The sequence below is a fragment of the Curtobacterium sp. YR515 genome, from assembly GCF_900113095.1.
Taxonomy (GTDB): domain Bacteria; phylum Actinomycetota; class Actinomycetes; order Actinomycetales; family Microbacteriaceae; genus Curtobacterium.
This window is the reverse complement of sequence record NZ_FOOD01000005.1, coordinates 208,976-224,644: the sequence shown is the minus strand read 5'-3', so window position 1 is coordinate 224,644 and position 15,669 is coordinate 208,976. Positions and strand designations below refer to the sequence as shown.

Sequence of the window (15,669 nt, the reverse complement as noted above, 5' to 3'; positions counted from 1 at the left end):
CCTCCAGGCCCACCGACGACCACCAGAACCGCGGCGACCGCCGCACCCGACCGACCGAACCGAACCGAACCGACTGAGGGATACGTGGCAGACCACTACGACGTCCTCGGCGTCCAGAAGGACGCCTCCGATGCCGACATCAAGAAGGCGTACCGCCGTCTGGCGCGCGAACTGCACCCGGACGTGAACCCGAGCCCCGACGCGGCCGAGCGCTTCAAGGACGTCACGCACGCGTACGACGTGCTGAGCGACCCCGAGCAGCGCCGCCGGTACGACGCCGGGCCCCAGGCCGACAGCCCCTTCGGTGGCGGAGCCGGCGGGTTCAGCGACATCTTCGACGCGTTCTTCGGTGGCGGTGGCGGCGGCGGTCGTGGCAACGGCCCGCGCAGCCGTGCCGAGCGCGGACAGGACGCCCTGCTCCGCATCGACGTCGACCTCGACGAGGTCGTCTTCGGCACCCACAAGGACGTCGAGGTCGACACCGCGGTGCTGTGCGAGACGTGCGGCGGTTCCTGCTGCGCGCCGGGCACGAGCCCGCAGACGTGCGACATCTGCGGCGGCACCGGCCACATCCAGCGCCAGGTCCGCTCGCTCCTCGGCAACGTCGTGACGAGCGCGCCCTGCGGCACCTGCCGCGGGTACGGCACCGTCATCCCGAACCCGTGCCCGACGTGCCAGGGCCAGGGACGCGTCCGCGCCCGCCGCACGGTGCCGGTCGACGTCCCCGCCGGCGTCGACTCCGGGCTCCGCCTGCAGATGCCCGGCCAGGGCGAGGTCGGCCCGGCGGGTGGCCCCTCCGGTGACCTCTACCTCGAGATCCGGGTGCGTCACCACGACGTGTTCAGCCGCGACGGGGACGACCTGCTCGCCACGCTCGAGGTCGCGATGACCGACGCCGTGCTCGGGACGACCACGACGATCGACGGGCTCGACGGCCCGGTCGAGCTCGAGGTCCGTCCGGGTGTGCAGAGCGCCGACGTCCTCGTGATCAAGGACCGCGGCATCACGAAGCTCCGGGGCAACGGTCGCGGCGACCTCCGGGTCGGTGTGCAGGTCGTGACGCCGACGAAGCTCTCGCACAAGGAACGGCAGCTCGTCGAGCAGCTCGCGAAGTCGCACAAGGCCGCGAAGCCGCAGCTCGCCCGCTTCCAGCAGGGCATGTTCGGCAAGCTCCGCGACCGGTTCTTCAACTTCTGATGGCATCGCTCTACCTCGTCGGGTCGCTCGACGGCGTCACGGTCGGCGACACCGTCCCGCTCGACGGGGCGGAGGGGCGCCACGCCGTCACGGTCGCCCGGGTCCGGGTGGGGGAGACGCTGCGCCTGTCCGACGGCCGTGGCACCGTCGTGACCGGGGCCGTGACCGCGCTCGGGCGGGACACACTCTCGTTGGCGGTGTCCACGGTCGCCGTCGACGACGCCCCCACACCGACGCTCACGCTCGTGCAGGCGCTCGCGAAGGGCGGCCGCGACGAGATGGCGGTGCAGGCGGCGACCGAGATCGGTGTCGACCGGATCGTGCCGTGGTCGGCGGCACGCAGCGTCTCGCGCTGGGACGGCGCGAAGGTCGAGAAGGGCCGCGCACGCTGGACGGCGATCGCGCACGAGGCGTCGAAGCAGGCGATCCGTTCCCGGGTGCCCGTCGTCGACGCGCCGGTGACGACCGGGCAGCTCGCGGCTCCGGCTCCCGGTGCGGCCGACGGTGCTCGCGCCGTCCTCGTGCTGGACCCGGTCGGCGACGTCCGGCTCTCCGAGTGGGAACCGCCGAGCGATGTCGCCGAGATCGTGCTCGTCGTCGGACCCGAGGGCGGCATCGACGGTTCCGAGTTCGACCGGCTGGTGGCCGCCGGCGCCGTCCGGGTCCGCCTCGGCGACACGGTGCTCCGGACGTCCACTGCCGGTCCGGCCGCGCTCGCGGTCCTCCAGACGCGGCTCGGTCGCTGGTAGCGCCCGGATCGGGAAGGCGTGGCGTCGGTACCGCGTTCTACGATGGAGCCATGAGCACCAGCACGCCCAGCATCTTCTCCCGGATCATCGCGCGCGAGATCCCGGCGACCGTCGTCGCCGAGGACGACCGCGTGATCGCCATCGAGGACATCGCGCCGAAGGCACCCGTCCACGTGCTCGTCATCCCCAAGACCGAGCAGTACCGGAACGTCACCGAGCTCGCTGCCGGTGACCCGGACCTCCTCGCCCACCTGGTCGCCACCGCGCAGCGCATCGCCGACGAGCGCGCCGGCGGCCAGTACCGACTCGTCTTCAACACCGGCGAAGCCGCCGGTCAGACCGTGTTCCACGTGCACGCGCACGTACTCGCAGGTGAACTGCAGGAAGGCACCCTTGCCGGCTAACGAACCAGCACCCACCCCGGCCGACCCGACGGACGTGTCGGCCTCGATCCAGGTCGACGGCATCGCCATGGTGCAGCTGCTCGGCCCCCAGGACCGACTGCTCAAGACCGTCGAACGCCAGTACCCGGGCGTCCGCGTGCTCGTGCGTGGCAACGAGGTCACGCTGACCGGGCCCGAACGCGACGTCGCGCGCGCGCACGCCCTCGTCGACGAGCTCGTCGGCATGGTGAAGCGCGGGCAGGACATCGGGCCGTCCGACATCCCCGTCTCCGCGAAGCTCCTCGACGAGGACCGCAAGCCGTCCGACACCTTCGGCACGCCGATCGTGTCGAGCCGCGGCAAGTCCGTGCGGCCGAAGACCGACGGGCAGCGGGCCTACGTCGACGCCATCGACGAGCACACGATCACGTTCGGCATCGGCCCCGCCGGTACCGGCAAGACGTACCTGGCGATGGCGAAGGCCGTCCAGGCGCTCCAGCGGCGCGAGGTCACCCGGATCATCCTGACGCGCCCCGCGGTCGAGGCCGGCGAGCGGCTCGGCTTCCTCCCGGGCACCCTCACCGACAAGATCGACCCGTACCTGCGCCCGCTCTACGACGCGCTCAACGAGATGATGGACCCCGAGCTGGTCCCGAAGCTCCTGGCCGCCGGCACGGTCGAGGTGGCCCCGCTCGCGTACATGCGCGGACGCACGCTGAACGACTCGTTCGTTGTCCTCGACGAGGCGCAGAACACGACGCCCGAGCAGATGAAGATGTTCCTGACGCGGCTCGGGTTCGGCTCGAAGATGGTCGTCACGGGTGACATCACCCAGGTCGACCTGCCGGGCAACCTGTCCGGGCTCCGGCTCGTCACGCGCATCCTCGGCGAGGTCGACGACATCCACTTCGCCCGCCTCGGCAGCGAGGACGTCGTCCGCCACACGCTCGTCGGACGGATCGTGGACGCCTACACCGTCTACGACGAGGAACGCCTCGCCGAGCAGTCCGGGTACCGCCCGGGCGGCCGGGGCAGCGCCGCCACGCCGAACCCCGCCGGTGCGAACCGCGCCGAGCGACGGGGGCGTCCGCCGCAGGACCGCCAGCGCTCCCCGTACCCCCAGAACGACTCCCGAGGAGGGAACCGGTGAGCATCGAGCTCAACAACGAGTCCGGCGTCGAGGTCGACGAGGCAGCCATCCAGCGCCTCGCCGCCTTCGCGCTCGACGCGCTCCACGTCCACGCCGATGCGGAGCTCGCGATCGTGCTCGTCGACGAGGGCGCGATGGAGCAGCTGCACGTCCGGTGGATGGACGAACCCGGGCCGACCGACGTCCTGAGCTTCCCGATGGACGAACTCCGTCCGGGCACCGAGGACGACCCGACGCCCGCCGGGCTGCTCGGCGACATCGTGCTCTGCCCGCAGGTTGCCGAGGAACAGGCGAAGACCGCCGGGCACTCGAGCACCGACGAGATGCTCCTGCTGACCTGCCACGGCATCCTGCACCTGCTCGGGTTCGACCACGCCGAGCCGGACGAGAAGGCGGAGATGTTCGGGCTGCAGGGCGAGATCCTCACAGCCTTCGCCGCCCAGCGCCGCGGGCGGTGAGCTGATGCTGCTCGTCGTCGGCCTGCTGGCGGTGGCGTTCGTGCTGGTCGTCGTCGGTGGCCTGCTCGCCGCGTCCGACGCCGCGCTCTCCGTCCTGTCCCGCGCCGACCTCGACGAGATCGCGCGGGAGAGCAAGCACCGCCGCGCCATCGAGGCGGTCGGCGACGACGTCGGGGCGCACGTCAACGCGCTCAACTTCTTCCGGGTGCTCGCCGAGACCGCCGCCGCCGTGCTCGTCACGATCGCGCTCGTGATGGTCTTCGACACGTGGTGGGTCGCGCTCATCGTGGCCGCCGCGATCATGACCGCGGTGTCGTTCGTGCTGGTCGGGTCCAGCCCGCGCAGCGTCGGTCGCGCGCACGCCGAACGGCTCATCGCGACCACGGGCAGGCTGGTCCGGGCCGTGCGCATCGTGCTCGGTCCGCTCGCCGGCCTGCTCGTGGCGATCGGCGACCGCGTCACGCCCGGGCGCGGGGGCAGTGCCTCGACGGTGTCGAGCGAGGAGCAGCTGCTGTCGCTCGTCGACGAGGCCACCGAGAGCAACGTCCTCGAGCAGGACGACCGCGAGCTCATCCACTCGGTCTTCGAGTTCAGCGACACCCTCGTGCGCGAGGTGATGGTGCCGCGCACCGACATGCTCACCGTCGACGGTTCGGACACCCTCGCGAGCGGCATGGAGCAGTTCCTCGCCGCGGGCGTCTCCCGCATGCCCGTCACCGGCAAGGGCAGCGACGACGTGCTCGGGGTCCTCTACCTGCGCGACGTGGCCCGGGCCCTGTACGAGCGACCGGGGTCCGGTACGAAGCGGGTCACGACGCTCCTCCGCCCGGCGGAGTTCGTGCCGGAGTCGAAGGCCGCCGACGACACCCTGCGCCACATGCAGGTCGCGAAGAACCACCTCGTGCTCGTCGTCGACGAGTACGGCGGCGTCGCCGGGCTCGTCACGATGGAAGACCTCATCGAGGAGCTCGTCGGCGACATCTCGGACGAGTACGACCGCGCCGTGGTCGACCGGGTCGAGGTCGAGCCGGGCGTCTGGCGGATCTCTGCCCGACTGCCCATCGACGACCTCGGCGACCTGTTCGGCATCGAGCTCGAGGACGACGACGTCGACACCGCCGGCGGGCTGCTCACCAAGGAGCTCGGCCACCTGGCGATCAGCGGCGACAGCGTCACCGTGTCCGGCGTCGTGCTCACGGCCGACCGGGTCGAGGGCAAGCGCCGCCACCTCATCACCGTGCTCGCCGAGCGCACGCCCGGACTCGCGGACGTCGAGGACGCCTTCGACGACGCAGCATCCACCACGACGGGAACCACGCACGCATGACCGACACCACGCCAGCCACCGCCGGACCGACCGAGCCGTACCGTGCCGGGTTCGTCTCGTTCGTGGGGCGCCCGAACGTCGGGAAGTCCACGCTGACGAACGCGCTCGTCGGCCAGAAGGTCGCGATCACCTCGTCGAAGCCGCAGACCACCCGCCGCGCCATCCGCGGGATCGTGCACCGACCGAACGGCCAGGTCATCATCGTCGACACCCCCGGCGTGCACCGACCGCGCACCCTGCTCGGCGAGCGGCTGAACGACCTCGTGCAGTCCACCCTCGGGGACGTCGACGTCATCGGGCTCTGCGTCCCGGCGAACGAGCCGATCGGCCCCGGCGACCGGTTCATCAACGACACGCTGGACCAGTACCCGCGTGCGAAGAAGGTCGCCATCGTCACGAAGATCGACCGGGCCGCCAAGGACAAGGTCGGGGAGCAACTGCTCGCGGTGTCGAAGCTGCGCGAGTGGGACGCCATCGTGCCGACCTCGGGCACGAGGGGACTGCAGCTCGAGGACCTGCTCGGCGTGATCACGTCGCTCCTGCCTGAGTCGCCCCAGCTCTACGACGACGCCGCGGTGACCGAGGAGACCGACGAGGAGCGGATCGGCGAACTCATCCGCGAAGCCGCGCTCGAGGGCGTGCGCGACGAGCTGCCGCACTCGCTCGCCGTCGTGATCGAGGACGTCGTCGAGCCGGACGAGGACGACGAACCGGACGGCCCGCTGCGCATCTTCGCGAACCTCTTCGTCGAGCGGGACAGCCAGAAGGCGATCGTCATCGGTCGCAAGGGTGAGCGCCTCAAGGACGTCGGGTCGCGGGCCCGCACCGAGATCGAGGCGCTGCTCGGCGGCCGCCACGTGTACCTCAACATCCGGGTGAAGGTCGCGAAGGAGTGGCAGCGCGACCCGAAGCAGCTCGGGCGACTGGGCTTCTGACCCGACCGTCTGCTGACGTCAACCTGGAGGCGGACGCGCACCGCGCCTCCTGGACGTACCGTGGTGTGGTGTTCCGTCCCATGCTGCGCGCGCAGGTGATCACCGACGTCGTGATCGCGGTCCTGCTCGGCGCGCTCGTGCTCGTCGTGACCGCACGGGGACTGGACTCGCCGTTCGCGCTGCTGACGGTCCTCGGCATGACGGCCGCGCTGGCGCTCCGGCGCCTGTCGCCGGGCCTCGCGCTCGGTGTGGCGTGGGTGTTCGCCGTCCTCGAGATGGTCACCCTGCAGATGCCCGACCTGTCGAACGCGTTCATCGCCGGGGTGGTCTACTCGACGAGCCGCTACGGCAGCCGACGCGTGCGCCTGGCGGGCCTGGTGTCGTCGATCGTCGGCCCCGTGACGGCGGCCGTCTACCTCGGTCTCGACGACTACCGGCAGCGGCAGGGCATCGTGACGGCGACTACGCCCGAGCAGGAGTCGCTCAAGGTCGCGATCGCGTACTTCGCGATCGTGCTGCTGCTGCTCCTCCTGCCGTGGCTCGCCGGTCTCGTGCTCCGCACCCGGCGGTCCGCGAGCATGAGCCGAGAGGCCCAGCTCCTCGCCGAGCGCGACGCCGCACGGGCTGATCGTGCCGTCGCCGTGGAGCAGGAACGCGTCCGGATCGCCCGGGACATGCACGACATCGTCGCGCACTCGCTGGCGGTCGTGATCGCCCAGGCGGACGGTGCCCGGTACGCGCTGAAGGCGGACCCGGCGATCGCCGACGAGGCGCTCGGGACGATCTCGAGCACCGCCCGCCGTGCGCTCGGCGACGTGCGCGAACTGCTCGGTGCGCTGCGGCACGAGCAGGGCACCGCACCGACCCCGGAGATCGACGACATCGACCGGCTGATCGGCGAGATGCGTGGCGTCGGCCTCGACGTGCGGGTCGAGCGCGAGGGCGATTCGTCGGGGCTGCCGACCACGACCCAGCTCGCCGTCTACCGGATCGTCCAGGAGAGCCTGACGAACGCGTGGAAGCACGGCGAGCCGAACACCCCGGTGCGCGCGAGCCTCACGTACCGCCCGGACACCGTCGAGATCACGGTCGTCAACCGGCGCGCCGACGACGGCACGCGCGGGCCCGGCACCGGACACGGGCTGGTCGGCATGCGCGAACGTGCCACCATGACCGGGGGGACGATGACCGCGGGACCGCGGGGCGACGACTTCGCGGTCGCGGTCCGGATGCCGTCCGTCCCCGCGAGCGGCCAGATGCCGCGCGGGCTCGTCCCGACCACACCCTCGACCCTCCAGGAGCGCACCGGCCGATGAACGACACCCCGATCCGCGTCGCGCTCGTCGACGACCAGGCCCTGTTCCGCACCGGCATCCGGATGCTCATCGACTCGCAGGCCGACCTGCAGTTCGTCGGCGAGGCCGGCGACGGTGCCGAGGGCGTGGAGCTCGTGCGGCGCGGGCGTCCCGACGTCGTGCTCATGGACGTCCGCATGCCGGTGATGGACGGCATCACCGCCACCGCCCGCATCGTCGAGGACAGCGGGACCGACGGCGCCAAGGTGCTCGTGCTCACCACGTTCGACTTCGACGAGGCAGCGGCGAAGGCGATCCGAGCCGGTGCCAGCGGCTTCGTGCTGAAGGACGCCGACCCGGAGTTCCTGCTCGCAGCGATCCGCACGGTGCACGCCGGGACCGCGGTGTTCGCGGCGTCGGCGACCCGTGAGCTCCTCCGCCGTTACGAGGACACGAGCGAGCAGTCGGCCTCGGTGCCGGCCGCGTTCGCCGACCTGACGCCGCGCGAACGGGAGATCTTCGACCTGGCGGCGCGGGGCTTCAGCAACAGCGAGATCGCGCAGCACGAGTACGTGAGCGAGGCGACGGTGAAGACGCACATCTCGCGCGTCCTGACCAAGCTCGAGCTGCGGGACCGGGTGCGGCTCGTGGTGTTCGCGCACGAGCACGGTCTGGTCGCGAAGGCCGACTGACCGCGGCTGCGCGCTGCGCGCTGCGCGCTGACGGTCCGTCATCCGCCAGGATGACTTCTCCCCAGGCAGTGGAGCCGAGCGGACGATCCACAGGAGCCGCTGGGCCGACGCGGGGCGTGCCTCCTGGCCGTCATCGTGGAGTCATGACCACGAGCAGCAGACCGATCATCCGTCTCGACCGCGTTTCGAAGCACTACGGCGATGCCGTGCGGCGGGTGAGGGCGTTGGACGATGTGAGCGTCGACATCGGTGCGGGGGAGTTCACGGCGGTGATGGGGCCGTCGGGTTCGGGGAAGTCGACGTTGATGCACGTCGCGGCGGGGCTCGACCAGGTGTCGTCGGGTCGGATCTGGATCGACGGGGTGGACGTCACGGGGTTGGGTGACAGGGAGTTGACGGAGTTGCGGCGTCGTCGGTTGGGGTTCGTGTTCCAGTCGTTCAACCTGGTGCCGACGTTGGATGTGGGGGAGAACATCCGGTTGCCGTTCCTGTTGGGTGGGCACAAGGTGACTCGTGAGGAGTCGGCGTGGATCGACCGGTTGGTGGAGATGCTGGGGTTGGGGGATCGGTTGTCGCATCGTCCGCACCAGTTGTCGGGTGGGCAGCAGCAGCGGGTGGCGATCGCGCGGGCGTTGGCGTCGCGGCCGGCGGTGGTGGTCGCGGACGAGCCGACGGGGGCGTTGGATTCGCGGACGGGTCGTGATGTGTTGCAGATCTTGCGGGGTGCGGTGTCGGAGTGGGGGCAGAGCGTGGTGATGGTGACGCATGATCCGGTGGCTGCGGCGAATGCTGATCGGATCCTGTTCCTGGCGGATGGTCGTGTGGTGGGGGATCGTCCGGCGATGGATGCCGCGGCGATCTCGACCACGATGCTCGGGATGGAGACCGCAGCGTGAACGGCGTCCGCGCGTTCGCCCCGACCGTCCTCGTCGCGGCGCTCGGCACCACCTTCGGGTCGGCACTGGTCATCGCGCCGGGGATCGTCACCGAGGCCCTGGCGGCCTCCGGTCTCTCCGAGCTCGGCCCGGTGAAGGCGATCCTCTCGGTCGTCGGGTGGCTCTTCCTCGGCATCGCCCTCTACGTCGGTGCGATCGTCACGGCGAACACCTGCGCCACGCTCATCGCCGGGCAGACCCGCATCATCGCGCTGCAGCGGCTCGTCGGGGCGACCGGCGCCTCGTTGCGCGCACGGATCACCCGGACCGGCCTCGTCGTCGGGGTCCTCGGCGGTCTGATCGGGGCGGTCGTCGGCACAGGGCTCAGTGCGCTCTTCGTCGTCGTGCTGCGGGGCAACGGGTTCCTGCCGGACACCGCGTACACGATCGTGCCGTGGGAGCTCGTGCTCCCGGTCGTGGCGGTCGTCCTCGCGACCTGGGGTGCGTTCGCGGCCGGTTCGCGGCGGGTGCTCACCGTGACCCCGCTCGAGGCACTCTCGTCGAGTGTCGAACCGAGTCACGACGACGTCCGCTCCGGGACCGCTCGGAAGGTCTGGGCGATCGTGCTCATGGCTGCGGGCGGCCTGCTCCTGCTCGTCGGGCTGCTCGCCAGCGCGCTCTCGCCCATCGCGGTCCTGCCGGCAGCGCTCGGGGGCTTCGTCTCCTTCGCCGGGGTTGCCGTCGGTGCGACGATCGTGATGCCGCCCGTGCTGCAGCTCATCGGACGCATCGGGGCCCGTGACCCCGTCGTCCTGCTCGCCGGCCGCAACGCCATGCGCGCACCCGGCCGGTCCGCACGGGCGACCATCGGGCTCGTCATCGGCGTCACCCTGCTCGTCACGTTCGCCGTGGCGCTCGGCATCATGCAACACGTGCTCGGTGCCCAGCTGCAGGCCATGGACCAGGGGCAGATGACGAAGGAGATGCTCGAGGGGCAGCGTGACTTCTTCGTCCAGCTGAACGCCGTCGTGAGCGTCATCGTCGGGTTCTCCGCCGTGATCGCCGCGGTGGGTGTCGTGAACGCGCTCGCGCTCGGGGTGCTGCAGCGCCGGCGGGAGCTCGGGCTGCTGCGGGTGCTCGGGCTGACCGGGGCGCAGGTCCGACGGATGATCGTCACCGAGGCCGTCCAGATGGTCGTCGCAGCCGTCGTCACCGGGCTCGTGCTCGGCACCTTCTACGGGTGGGTCGGTGGGCAGACGTTGCTCGGTTCGCTCGGCTTCGCGACGACGCCGGTGCTACCGCCGTTGACCGTGGGGATCGTGGTCGTAGGAGCGTTGGTCCTCGCGGTGGTCGCGACGATCGCGCCGGTGCGGCGTGCGATGCGGGTGCCGCCGACGGAGGCGCTGGCGGTCGACTGACCCGTCGCTCGCGGTCGTTCGGGTCGCTCGGGTCGCACGTTCCGTCGCTCGGGTCGGCCGAGGTCGCACGAAGTGTCGCTCGCGGTGCCTGCGGGCGACGGTTCGTGCGACCTCGACGGCCAGGCCGCGGCATGTCGTGCGACCTCGGCACCCCGGCCGCCGCACGTCGCGCGACCTCGACGCCCCGCGACCTCGGCGCCCCGCGGCGGCTCGGTCTGTCACACGGGCCGCTGCCGGTGCTACCGTGGACCCGATGTACTCGGCGCTCCTCCTCCTTCGCTGCCGCGACGAGGCCTGACACAACGGCCCACCTCGTCGCGGAGTCCGTCGTGGCCTGACCCACACCTGACGACGAAAGCGACGAAACGATGCAGAACACCCAGCGCCCCTCCGGGATGCCGATCCACAAGTACGTCCCGTTCCACGAGCAGATCCGTGTCGACCTCCCGGACCGCACCTGGCCGACGAAGCGCATCGACAAGGCACCGCGGTGGTGCGCGGTCGACCTGCGCGACGGCAACCAGGCCCTGATCGACCCGATGGACTCCGAGCGCAAGCGCGCCATGTTCGACCTGCTCGTCCGCATGGGCTACAAGGAGATCGAGGTCGGGTTCCCGAGCGCCTCGCAGACCGACTTCGACTTCGTCCGCTCGCTCATCGACGAGGGCGCCATCCCCGACGACGTCACGATCCAGGTGCTGACCCAGGCGCGCGAGCACCTCATCAACCGCACGTACGAGGCGATCGACGGCGCGAAGCAGGCCATCGTCCACCTGTACAACTCGACGTCGATCGTCCAGCGCGAGGTCGTGTTCCGCACCGACGTGCAGGGCGTCGTCGACATCGCGGTGTCCGGCGCGAAGCTGTGCCGTGCGGCCGAGGCGACCCTGCAGCACGACACGAAGGTGTTCTACGAGTACTCGCCCGAGTCGTACACCGGCACCGAGCTCGAGGTCGCGGTCCAGATCTGCAACGCCGTGCTCGAGGTCTTCGAGCCGACGCCCGACCGCAAGGTGATCATCAACCTGCCGGCGACCGTCGAGATGGCGACGCCGAACGTCTACGCCGACTCGATCGAGTGGATGTCCCGCAACCTGGCCCACCGCGAGGACGTCATCCTCTCCCTGCACCCCCACAACGACCGTGGCACCGCCGTCGCGGCCGCGGAGCTCGGGTACATGGCCGGCGCCGACCGCATCGAGGGCTGCCTGTTCGGCAACGGTGAGCGCACCGGCAACGTCGACCTGGTCGCACTCGGCATGAACCTGTTCACGCAGGGGATCGACCCCGAGATCGACTTCTCGGACATCGACCAGATCAAGCGCACGGTCGAGTACTGCAACCAGCTGCCGGTGCCGGAGCGTCAGCCGTGGGCGGGCGACCTCGTCTACACGGCGTTCAGCGGCTCGCACCAGGACGCCATCAACAAGGGCTTCGAGGCCATGAAGGCCAAGGCCGCGGCCGCCGGCAAGGACATCGACGAGATCGAGTGGGCGGTGCCGTACCTGCCCGTCGACCCGAAGGACATCGGCCGCTCGTACGAGGCCGTGATCCGCGTCAACTCCCAGTCCGGCAAGGGCGGCGTCGCCTACCTGCTCAAGACGGACCACTCGATCGACCTGCCCCGCAAGCTGCAGATCGAGTTCTCCGGGGTCGTGCAGCAGCGCACCGACGCCGAGGGCGGCGAGTTCTCGTCCGAGCGCATCTGGGACCTCTTCCGCGACGAGTACCTGCCCGCGGCCGACGAGTCCGACAAGTGGGGCCGCTACGAGATCACGAAGACGGCGACGTCGAGCGACTTCGACGGCACGACGAAGCTCTCGGTCGCCCTGCGCGTCGACGACGGCTCGATCACGTCCGACGCCGTCGGGACGGGCCCGATCGACGCGTTCCTCACGGTGATGCGGGAGCAGGGCGTCGACGTGACGCTCTACGACTACTCGGAGCACACGATGAGCGCCTCGGGTGACGCGCAGGCCGCGTCCTACGTCGAGCTCGACGTCGACGGCGTCCGGCTGTGGGGCGTCGGGATCGACGCCGACATCGCCACCGCGTCGCTCAAGGCGATCGTCTCGGCGGTCAACCGCGCGGTGCGCGCGGGGGCTGCGTCCGGCGCGTCGGAGCTGGTCTCGGCGTAACGCGTTCCGTCCAGGAGGCGCGGTGCGGGTCCGACCCGCACCGCGCCTCCTGTGCGTGGTCGCGCTGGTGCGTACGTGCGTGCGTGCGTGCCGCGAGCGGGAGGTTTCTGTCCCGCTCGTCGGTGGCGAGCGGCGCCTTCCGCCCGCTCGGCGGACGTGAGCGGCGTGTCGCGCCCGCTCGACGCCCGCACGCTCGACGCCCGCCCGCTCGACGGCCGCCCGATCGCACGCCGCGAACGCTCGCGCGCCGCGAGCAGCGCGGCGCGCAGCGTCGGTGGCGCGGGGGATACTGGACCAATGCCGCTGTACCGGGACGAGTGCGTCGTGTTGCGCACCCACAAGCTCGGTGAAGCCGACCGCATCGTCACGATGCTGAGCCGCCAGCACGGCAAGATCCGGGCGGTGGCGAAGGGCGTCCGGCGGACCGCCTCGAAGTTCGGGTCCCGGCTCGAGCCGTTCATGGTCGTCGACGCCCAGTTCTACGAGGGCCGCTCGCTCGACATCGTGACGCAGGCCGAGTCGCTCGGTTCGTACGGCGCGCAGATCGTCGCCGACTACGGGGCCTACACCGCCGCCAGCGCGATGGTCGAGACCGCCGACCGCCTGAGCGAGGCGGACGCCGGACTGCAGCAGTACCTGCTCCTCGTCGGGGCGCTCCGGTCGCTGGCGCGCGGCGAGCACGTGACGAGTGCGACGCTCGACTCGTACCTGTTGCGCGCGATGAGCATCGCAGGGTGGGCGCCGTCGTTCCGCGACTGCGCGGTCACCGGCGAGCCCGGGCCGCACTCGGCGTTCGTCGTGCAGCTCGGCGGCGTGGTGGCGGACCACGCGGCTCCCCCGGGGACACCGCGGCTCGACCCGGACACCCTGCAGCTCCTGGGCTCCCTGCTCGCCGGCGACTGGGGCACGGTGGACGCGTCGGACGAGCGCACGCGCTCCCGGGCGTCCGGCGTGGTGGCGGCGTACGCCCAGTGGCACCTGGAACGATCGCTCCGGTCGCTGCCGCACGTCGACCGCACCGAGCACCCGTCCCCGGTCCATCCGACACCGGGTGGTGTGCCCGCCGCGGTCGCCGCGACCCCGGCACCCACGCTGCCGGAGCCGCCGGACCCGTCCGGCAACGCGACCGGCAATGTGCCTGACAACACGCCCGGCAACCCGCCCGGCAACGCGCCCGACCAGCCGTCCGACCACGGAGGAACCCCTGCATGAGCCCTCGCCGGTACGCCGAGTCCGAGCCGCTGAAGCCCGTCGACTGGACGGGTGAGCACCCTCCGGCGATCCCGCTGCAGTTCGTCCCCGAGCACGTCGCAATCGTGATGGACGGCAACGGCCGCTGGGCGAACCAGCGCGGCCTCACCCGGGTCGAGGGGCACCGCGCGGGTGAGGCATCGCTCCTCGACGTGGTCGCCGGCGCCGTGCAGATCGGCGTCAAGCACGTCTCGGCGTACGCGTTCTCGACCGAGAACTGGAAGCGCTCACCTGACGAGGTCCGCTTCCTGATGGGCTTCAACCGCGAGGTCCTGCACCGCCGCCGTGACCAACTGAACGCGTGGGGGGTCCGGATCCGGTGGGCCGGCCGACGCCCGCGGCTCTGGCGCAGCGTGATCGACGAGCTGCAGACCGCCGAGCGCATGACCGCCGACAACGACGTCTGCACCCTGACGATGTGCGTCAACTACGGCGGTCGGAACGAGATCGTCGACGCGGTCCGGGGCATGGCCGAGGACGTCGCTGCCGGGCGCCTCAAGCCGAGCCAGGTCACCGAGAAGGCCCTCGCGAAGCGGCTGTACGTGCCGGAGCTGCCGGACGTCGACCTCTTCCTGCGGAGCTCGGGGGAGCAGCGGACGTCCAACTTCATGCTGTGGCAGTCGGCGTACGCCGAGATGGTGTTCCTCGACCGGCTGTGGCCGGACTTCCGTCGCACCGACCTGTGGGGAGCGATCGAGCAGTACGCGCGCCGCGATCGACGGTTCGGCGGGGCGGTGGACGCACCGACGGCCTGACAGGAGGCGCGGGGCGGCGCCGACCCGCGCCTCCCGTCCGACGGTTCCCGGCTCGACCGAGCGCACGCCTCGGCTCAGCCGAGCAGGTGCGCCGCGCCGCGGACCGCGTCGAGCGCGGCGCGGACGCTCGGCACCCGGTCCGCGCCCCGTGCCACCACCACCTCGACGCGCCGCGCGAGCTCGTCGCTCGCCGGCGTGACCGAGACGCCGGGCGGCACCACGGTGGTCGTGAGCGCGAGGCGGGGGAGCAGGGCCACACCGAGGCCCGCCGCGACCAACCCGACGACCGCCGCGGCGTTGTCCGTCTCGAGGACGATGTCCGGGGTGAAGCCGGAGGCGGCGCACGACGCGAGCAGGTGCCCTCGGCAGCGCGGGCACCCGCCGATCCAGCGCGCCTCGCGGAAGGCGGCGAGGTCCGCGACCGCGTCGGCACCGTGCGCGGACCCGCTCAGCGCGGGGGCAGGCGTCACGAGGGCGAGCGGGTCGCGACCGAGCACCCGGGTCGTGAGCGTCGGGTCGGCGCCGACGTCGTCGCCCTGCAACGCGTGCGAGAACGTCAGCGCCACGTCGACCTCGCCGCGGCGGAGGAGCTCGACGGCCTCCGGCGGTTCGGCCTCGACGTACGAGGTCACCACGCCCGGGCTCGTGGCCGAGACCGCGGCGAGCACCGGCGGCACGAGGGTCGACGACGCGCTCGGGAACCCGGCGATCCGCACCCGTCCGCGGGCGAGGCCGCCGACGGCGTCGAGGTCCTCCTGCGCTGCCGCGAGGGCTGCCTGCACGGCGAGGGCGTGGTCGGCGAGGACCCGTCCCGACTCGGTGAGCGTGACGCCGCGCGCTCCGCGGAGCACGAGCTCGTGGCCCGTCCGGCGTTCGGCGCGGGCGAGCAGCTGGCTCACCGCGGGCTGGCTGTACCCGAGGGCGGCGGCCGCGCGGCTGATCGAGCCGGCGTCACGGACGGCGCGCAGCACGCGGAGGAGTTGGGGATCGAGGTCGTCCACAACGTCATGTTATGGGGGATCGAAGAAGCCTGCCCTGGTGTGATG

14 protein-coding genes and 1 pseudogene are annotated in these 15,669 nt (G+C 71.5%); 14 read left to right on the top strand and 1 reads right to left on the bottom strand.

Annotated features, from left to right (window positions below; translation table 11 throughout):
• Positions 1-84: 84 nt before the first annotated feature.
• The 14 genes and pseudogenes from dnaJ to BM028_RS15210 all read left to right on the top strand — a co-directional run bounded on the left by dnaJ (position 85) and on the right by BM028_RS15210 (position 14,623).
• Positions 85-1,197, top strand: coding sequence for a molecular chaperone DnaJ (gene dnaJ, locus BM028_RS15275; protein WP_092387589.1), 1,113 nt, complete (start codon positions 85-87; stop codon positions 1,195-1,197).
• Positions 1,197-1,946 carry a 16S rRNA (uracil(1498)-N(3))-methyltransferase gene (locus tag BM028_RS15270; protein WP_071301883.1) on the top strand — a complete coding sequence of 250 codons (750 nt, stop codon included), beginning with the start codon at positions 1,197-1,199 and terminating at the stop codon, positions 1,944-1,946. The genes dnaJ and BM028_RS15270 overlap by 1 nt, the downstream gene beginning before the upstream one ends.
• A gap of 50 nt (positions 1,947-1,996) precedes the next feature.
• The gene (locus BM028_RS15265) at positions 1,997-2,350 is read left to right on the top strand and encodes a histidine triad nucleotide-binding protein (protein ID WP_070418691.1); all 354 of its coding nucleotides are present in this window, start codon (positions 1,997-1,999) and stop codon (positions 2,348-2,350) included.
• Complete coding sequence (locus tag BM028_RS15260) at positions 2,340-3,479, top strand: PhoH family protein (protein ID WP_070418692.1); 1,140 nt, start codon at positions 2,340-2,342, stop codon at positions 3,477-3,479. The genes BM028_RS15265 and BM028_RS15260 overlap by 11 nt, the downstream gene beginning before the upstream one ends.
• Positions 3,476-3,937: an rRNA maturation RNase YbeY gene (ybeY, locus tag BM028_RS15255; protein ID WP_070418693.1), complete on the top strand. Its 462-nt coding sequence runs from the start codon at positions 3,476-3,478 to the stop codon at positions 3,935-3,937. Before BM028_RS15260 ends, ybeY begins: the two co-directional genes overlap by 4 nt.
• A 4-nt stretch (positions 3,938-3,941) precedes the next feature.
• Positions 3,942-5,264, top strand: a complete 1,323-nt coding sequence (locus BM028_RS15250) for a hemolysin family protein (RefSeq protein ID WP_092387585.1) — start codon at positions 3,942-3,944, stop codon at positions 5,262-5,264.
• The gene (gene era, locus BM028_RS15245; protein ID WP_070418695.1) at positions 5,261-6,199 is read left to right on the top strand and encodes a GTPase Era; all 939 of its coding nucleotides are present in this window, start codon (positions 5,261-5,263) and stop codon (positions 6,197-6,199) included. The genes BM028_RS15250 and era overlap by 4 nt, the downstream gene beginning before the upstream one ends.
• Positions 6,200-6,267: 68 nt before the next feature.
• On the top strand, positions 6,268-7,515 hold the full coding sequence (locus BM028_RS15240; RefSeq protein WP_139201858.1) for a sensor histidine kinase: 1,248 nt from the start codon (positions 6,268-6,270) through the stop codon (positions 7,513-7,515).
• Positions 7,512-8,186, top strand: a complete 675-nt coding sequence (locus tag BM028_RS15235; protein WP_092387583.1) for a response regulator — start codon at positions 7,512-7,514, stop codon at positions 8,184-8,186. The genes BM028_RS15240 and BM028_RS15235 overlap by 4 nt, the downstream gene beginning before the upstream one ends.
• A gap of 143 nt (positions 8,187-8,329) precedes the next feature.
• Positions 8,330-9,082, top strand: a complete 753-nt coding sequence (locus tag BM028_RS15230) for an ABC transporter ATP-binding protein (protein WP_092387581.1) — start codon at positions 8,330-8,332, stop codon at positions 9,080-9,082.
• Positions 9,079-10,479: an ABC transporter permease gene (locus BM028_RS15225; RefSeq protein ID WP_092387579.1), complete on the top strand. Its 1,401-nt coding sequence runs from the start codon at positions 9,079-9,081 to the stop codon at positions 10,477-10,479. Before BM028_RS15230 ends, BM028_RS15225 begins: the two co-directional genes overlap by 4 nt.
• Before the next feature lie 368 nt (positions 10,480-10,847).
• Positions 10,848-12,617, top strand: a complete 1,770-nt coding sequence (leuA, locus tag BM028_RS15220) for a 2-isopropylmalate synthase (RefSeq protein ID WP_092387577.1) — start codon at positions 10,848-10,850, stop codon at positions 12,615-12,617.
• 297 nt (positions 12,618-12,914) lie between these two features.
• Positions 12,915-13,637: pseudogene (recO, locus tag BM028_RS15215) on the top strand (DNA repair protein RecO); the annotation flags it as partial.
• Between the two features lie 188 nt (positions 13,638-13,825).
• A complete protein-coding gene (locus BM028_RS15210) occupies positions 13,826-14,623 on the top strand; it encodes an isoprenyl transferase (RefSeq protein WP_070418701.1) in 798 nt (265 codons plus the stop codon).
• A gap of 74 nt (positions 14,624-14,697) precedes the next feature.
• Here the strand turns inward: BM028_RS15210 and BM028_RS15205 are convergent, their stop codons facing one another.
• Entirely contained in the window at positions 14,698-15,624 is a 927-nt protein-coding gene (locus BM028_RS15205; RefSeq protein ID WP_092387575.1) for a LysR family transcriptional regulator, read from the bottom strand.
• Positions 15,625-15,669 lie beyond the last annotated feature (45 nt).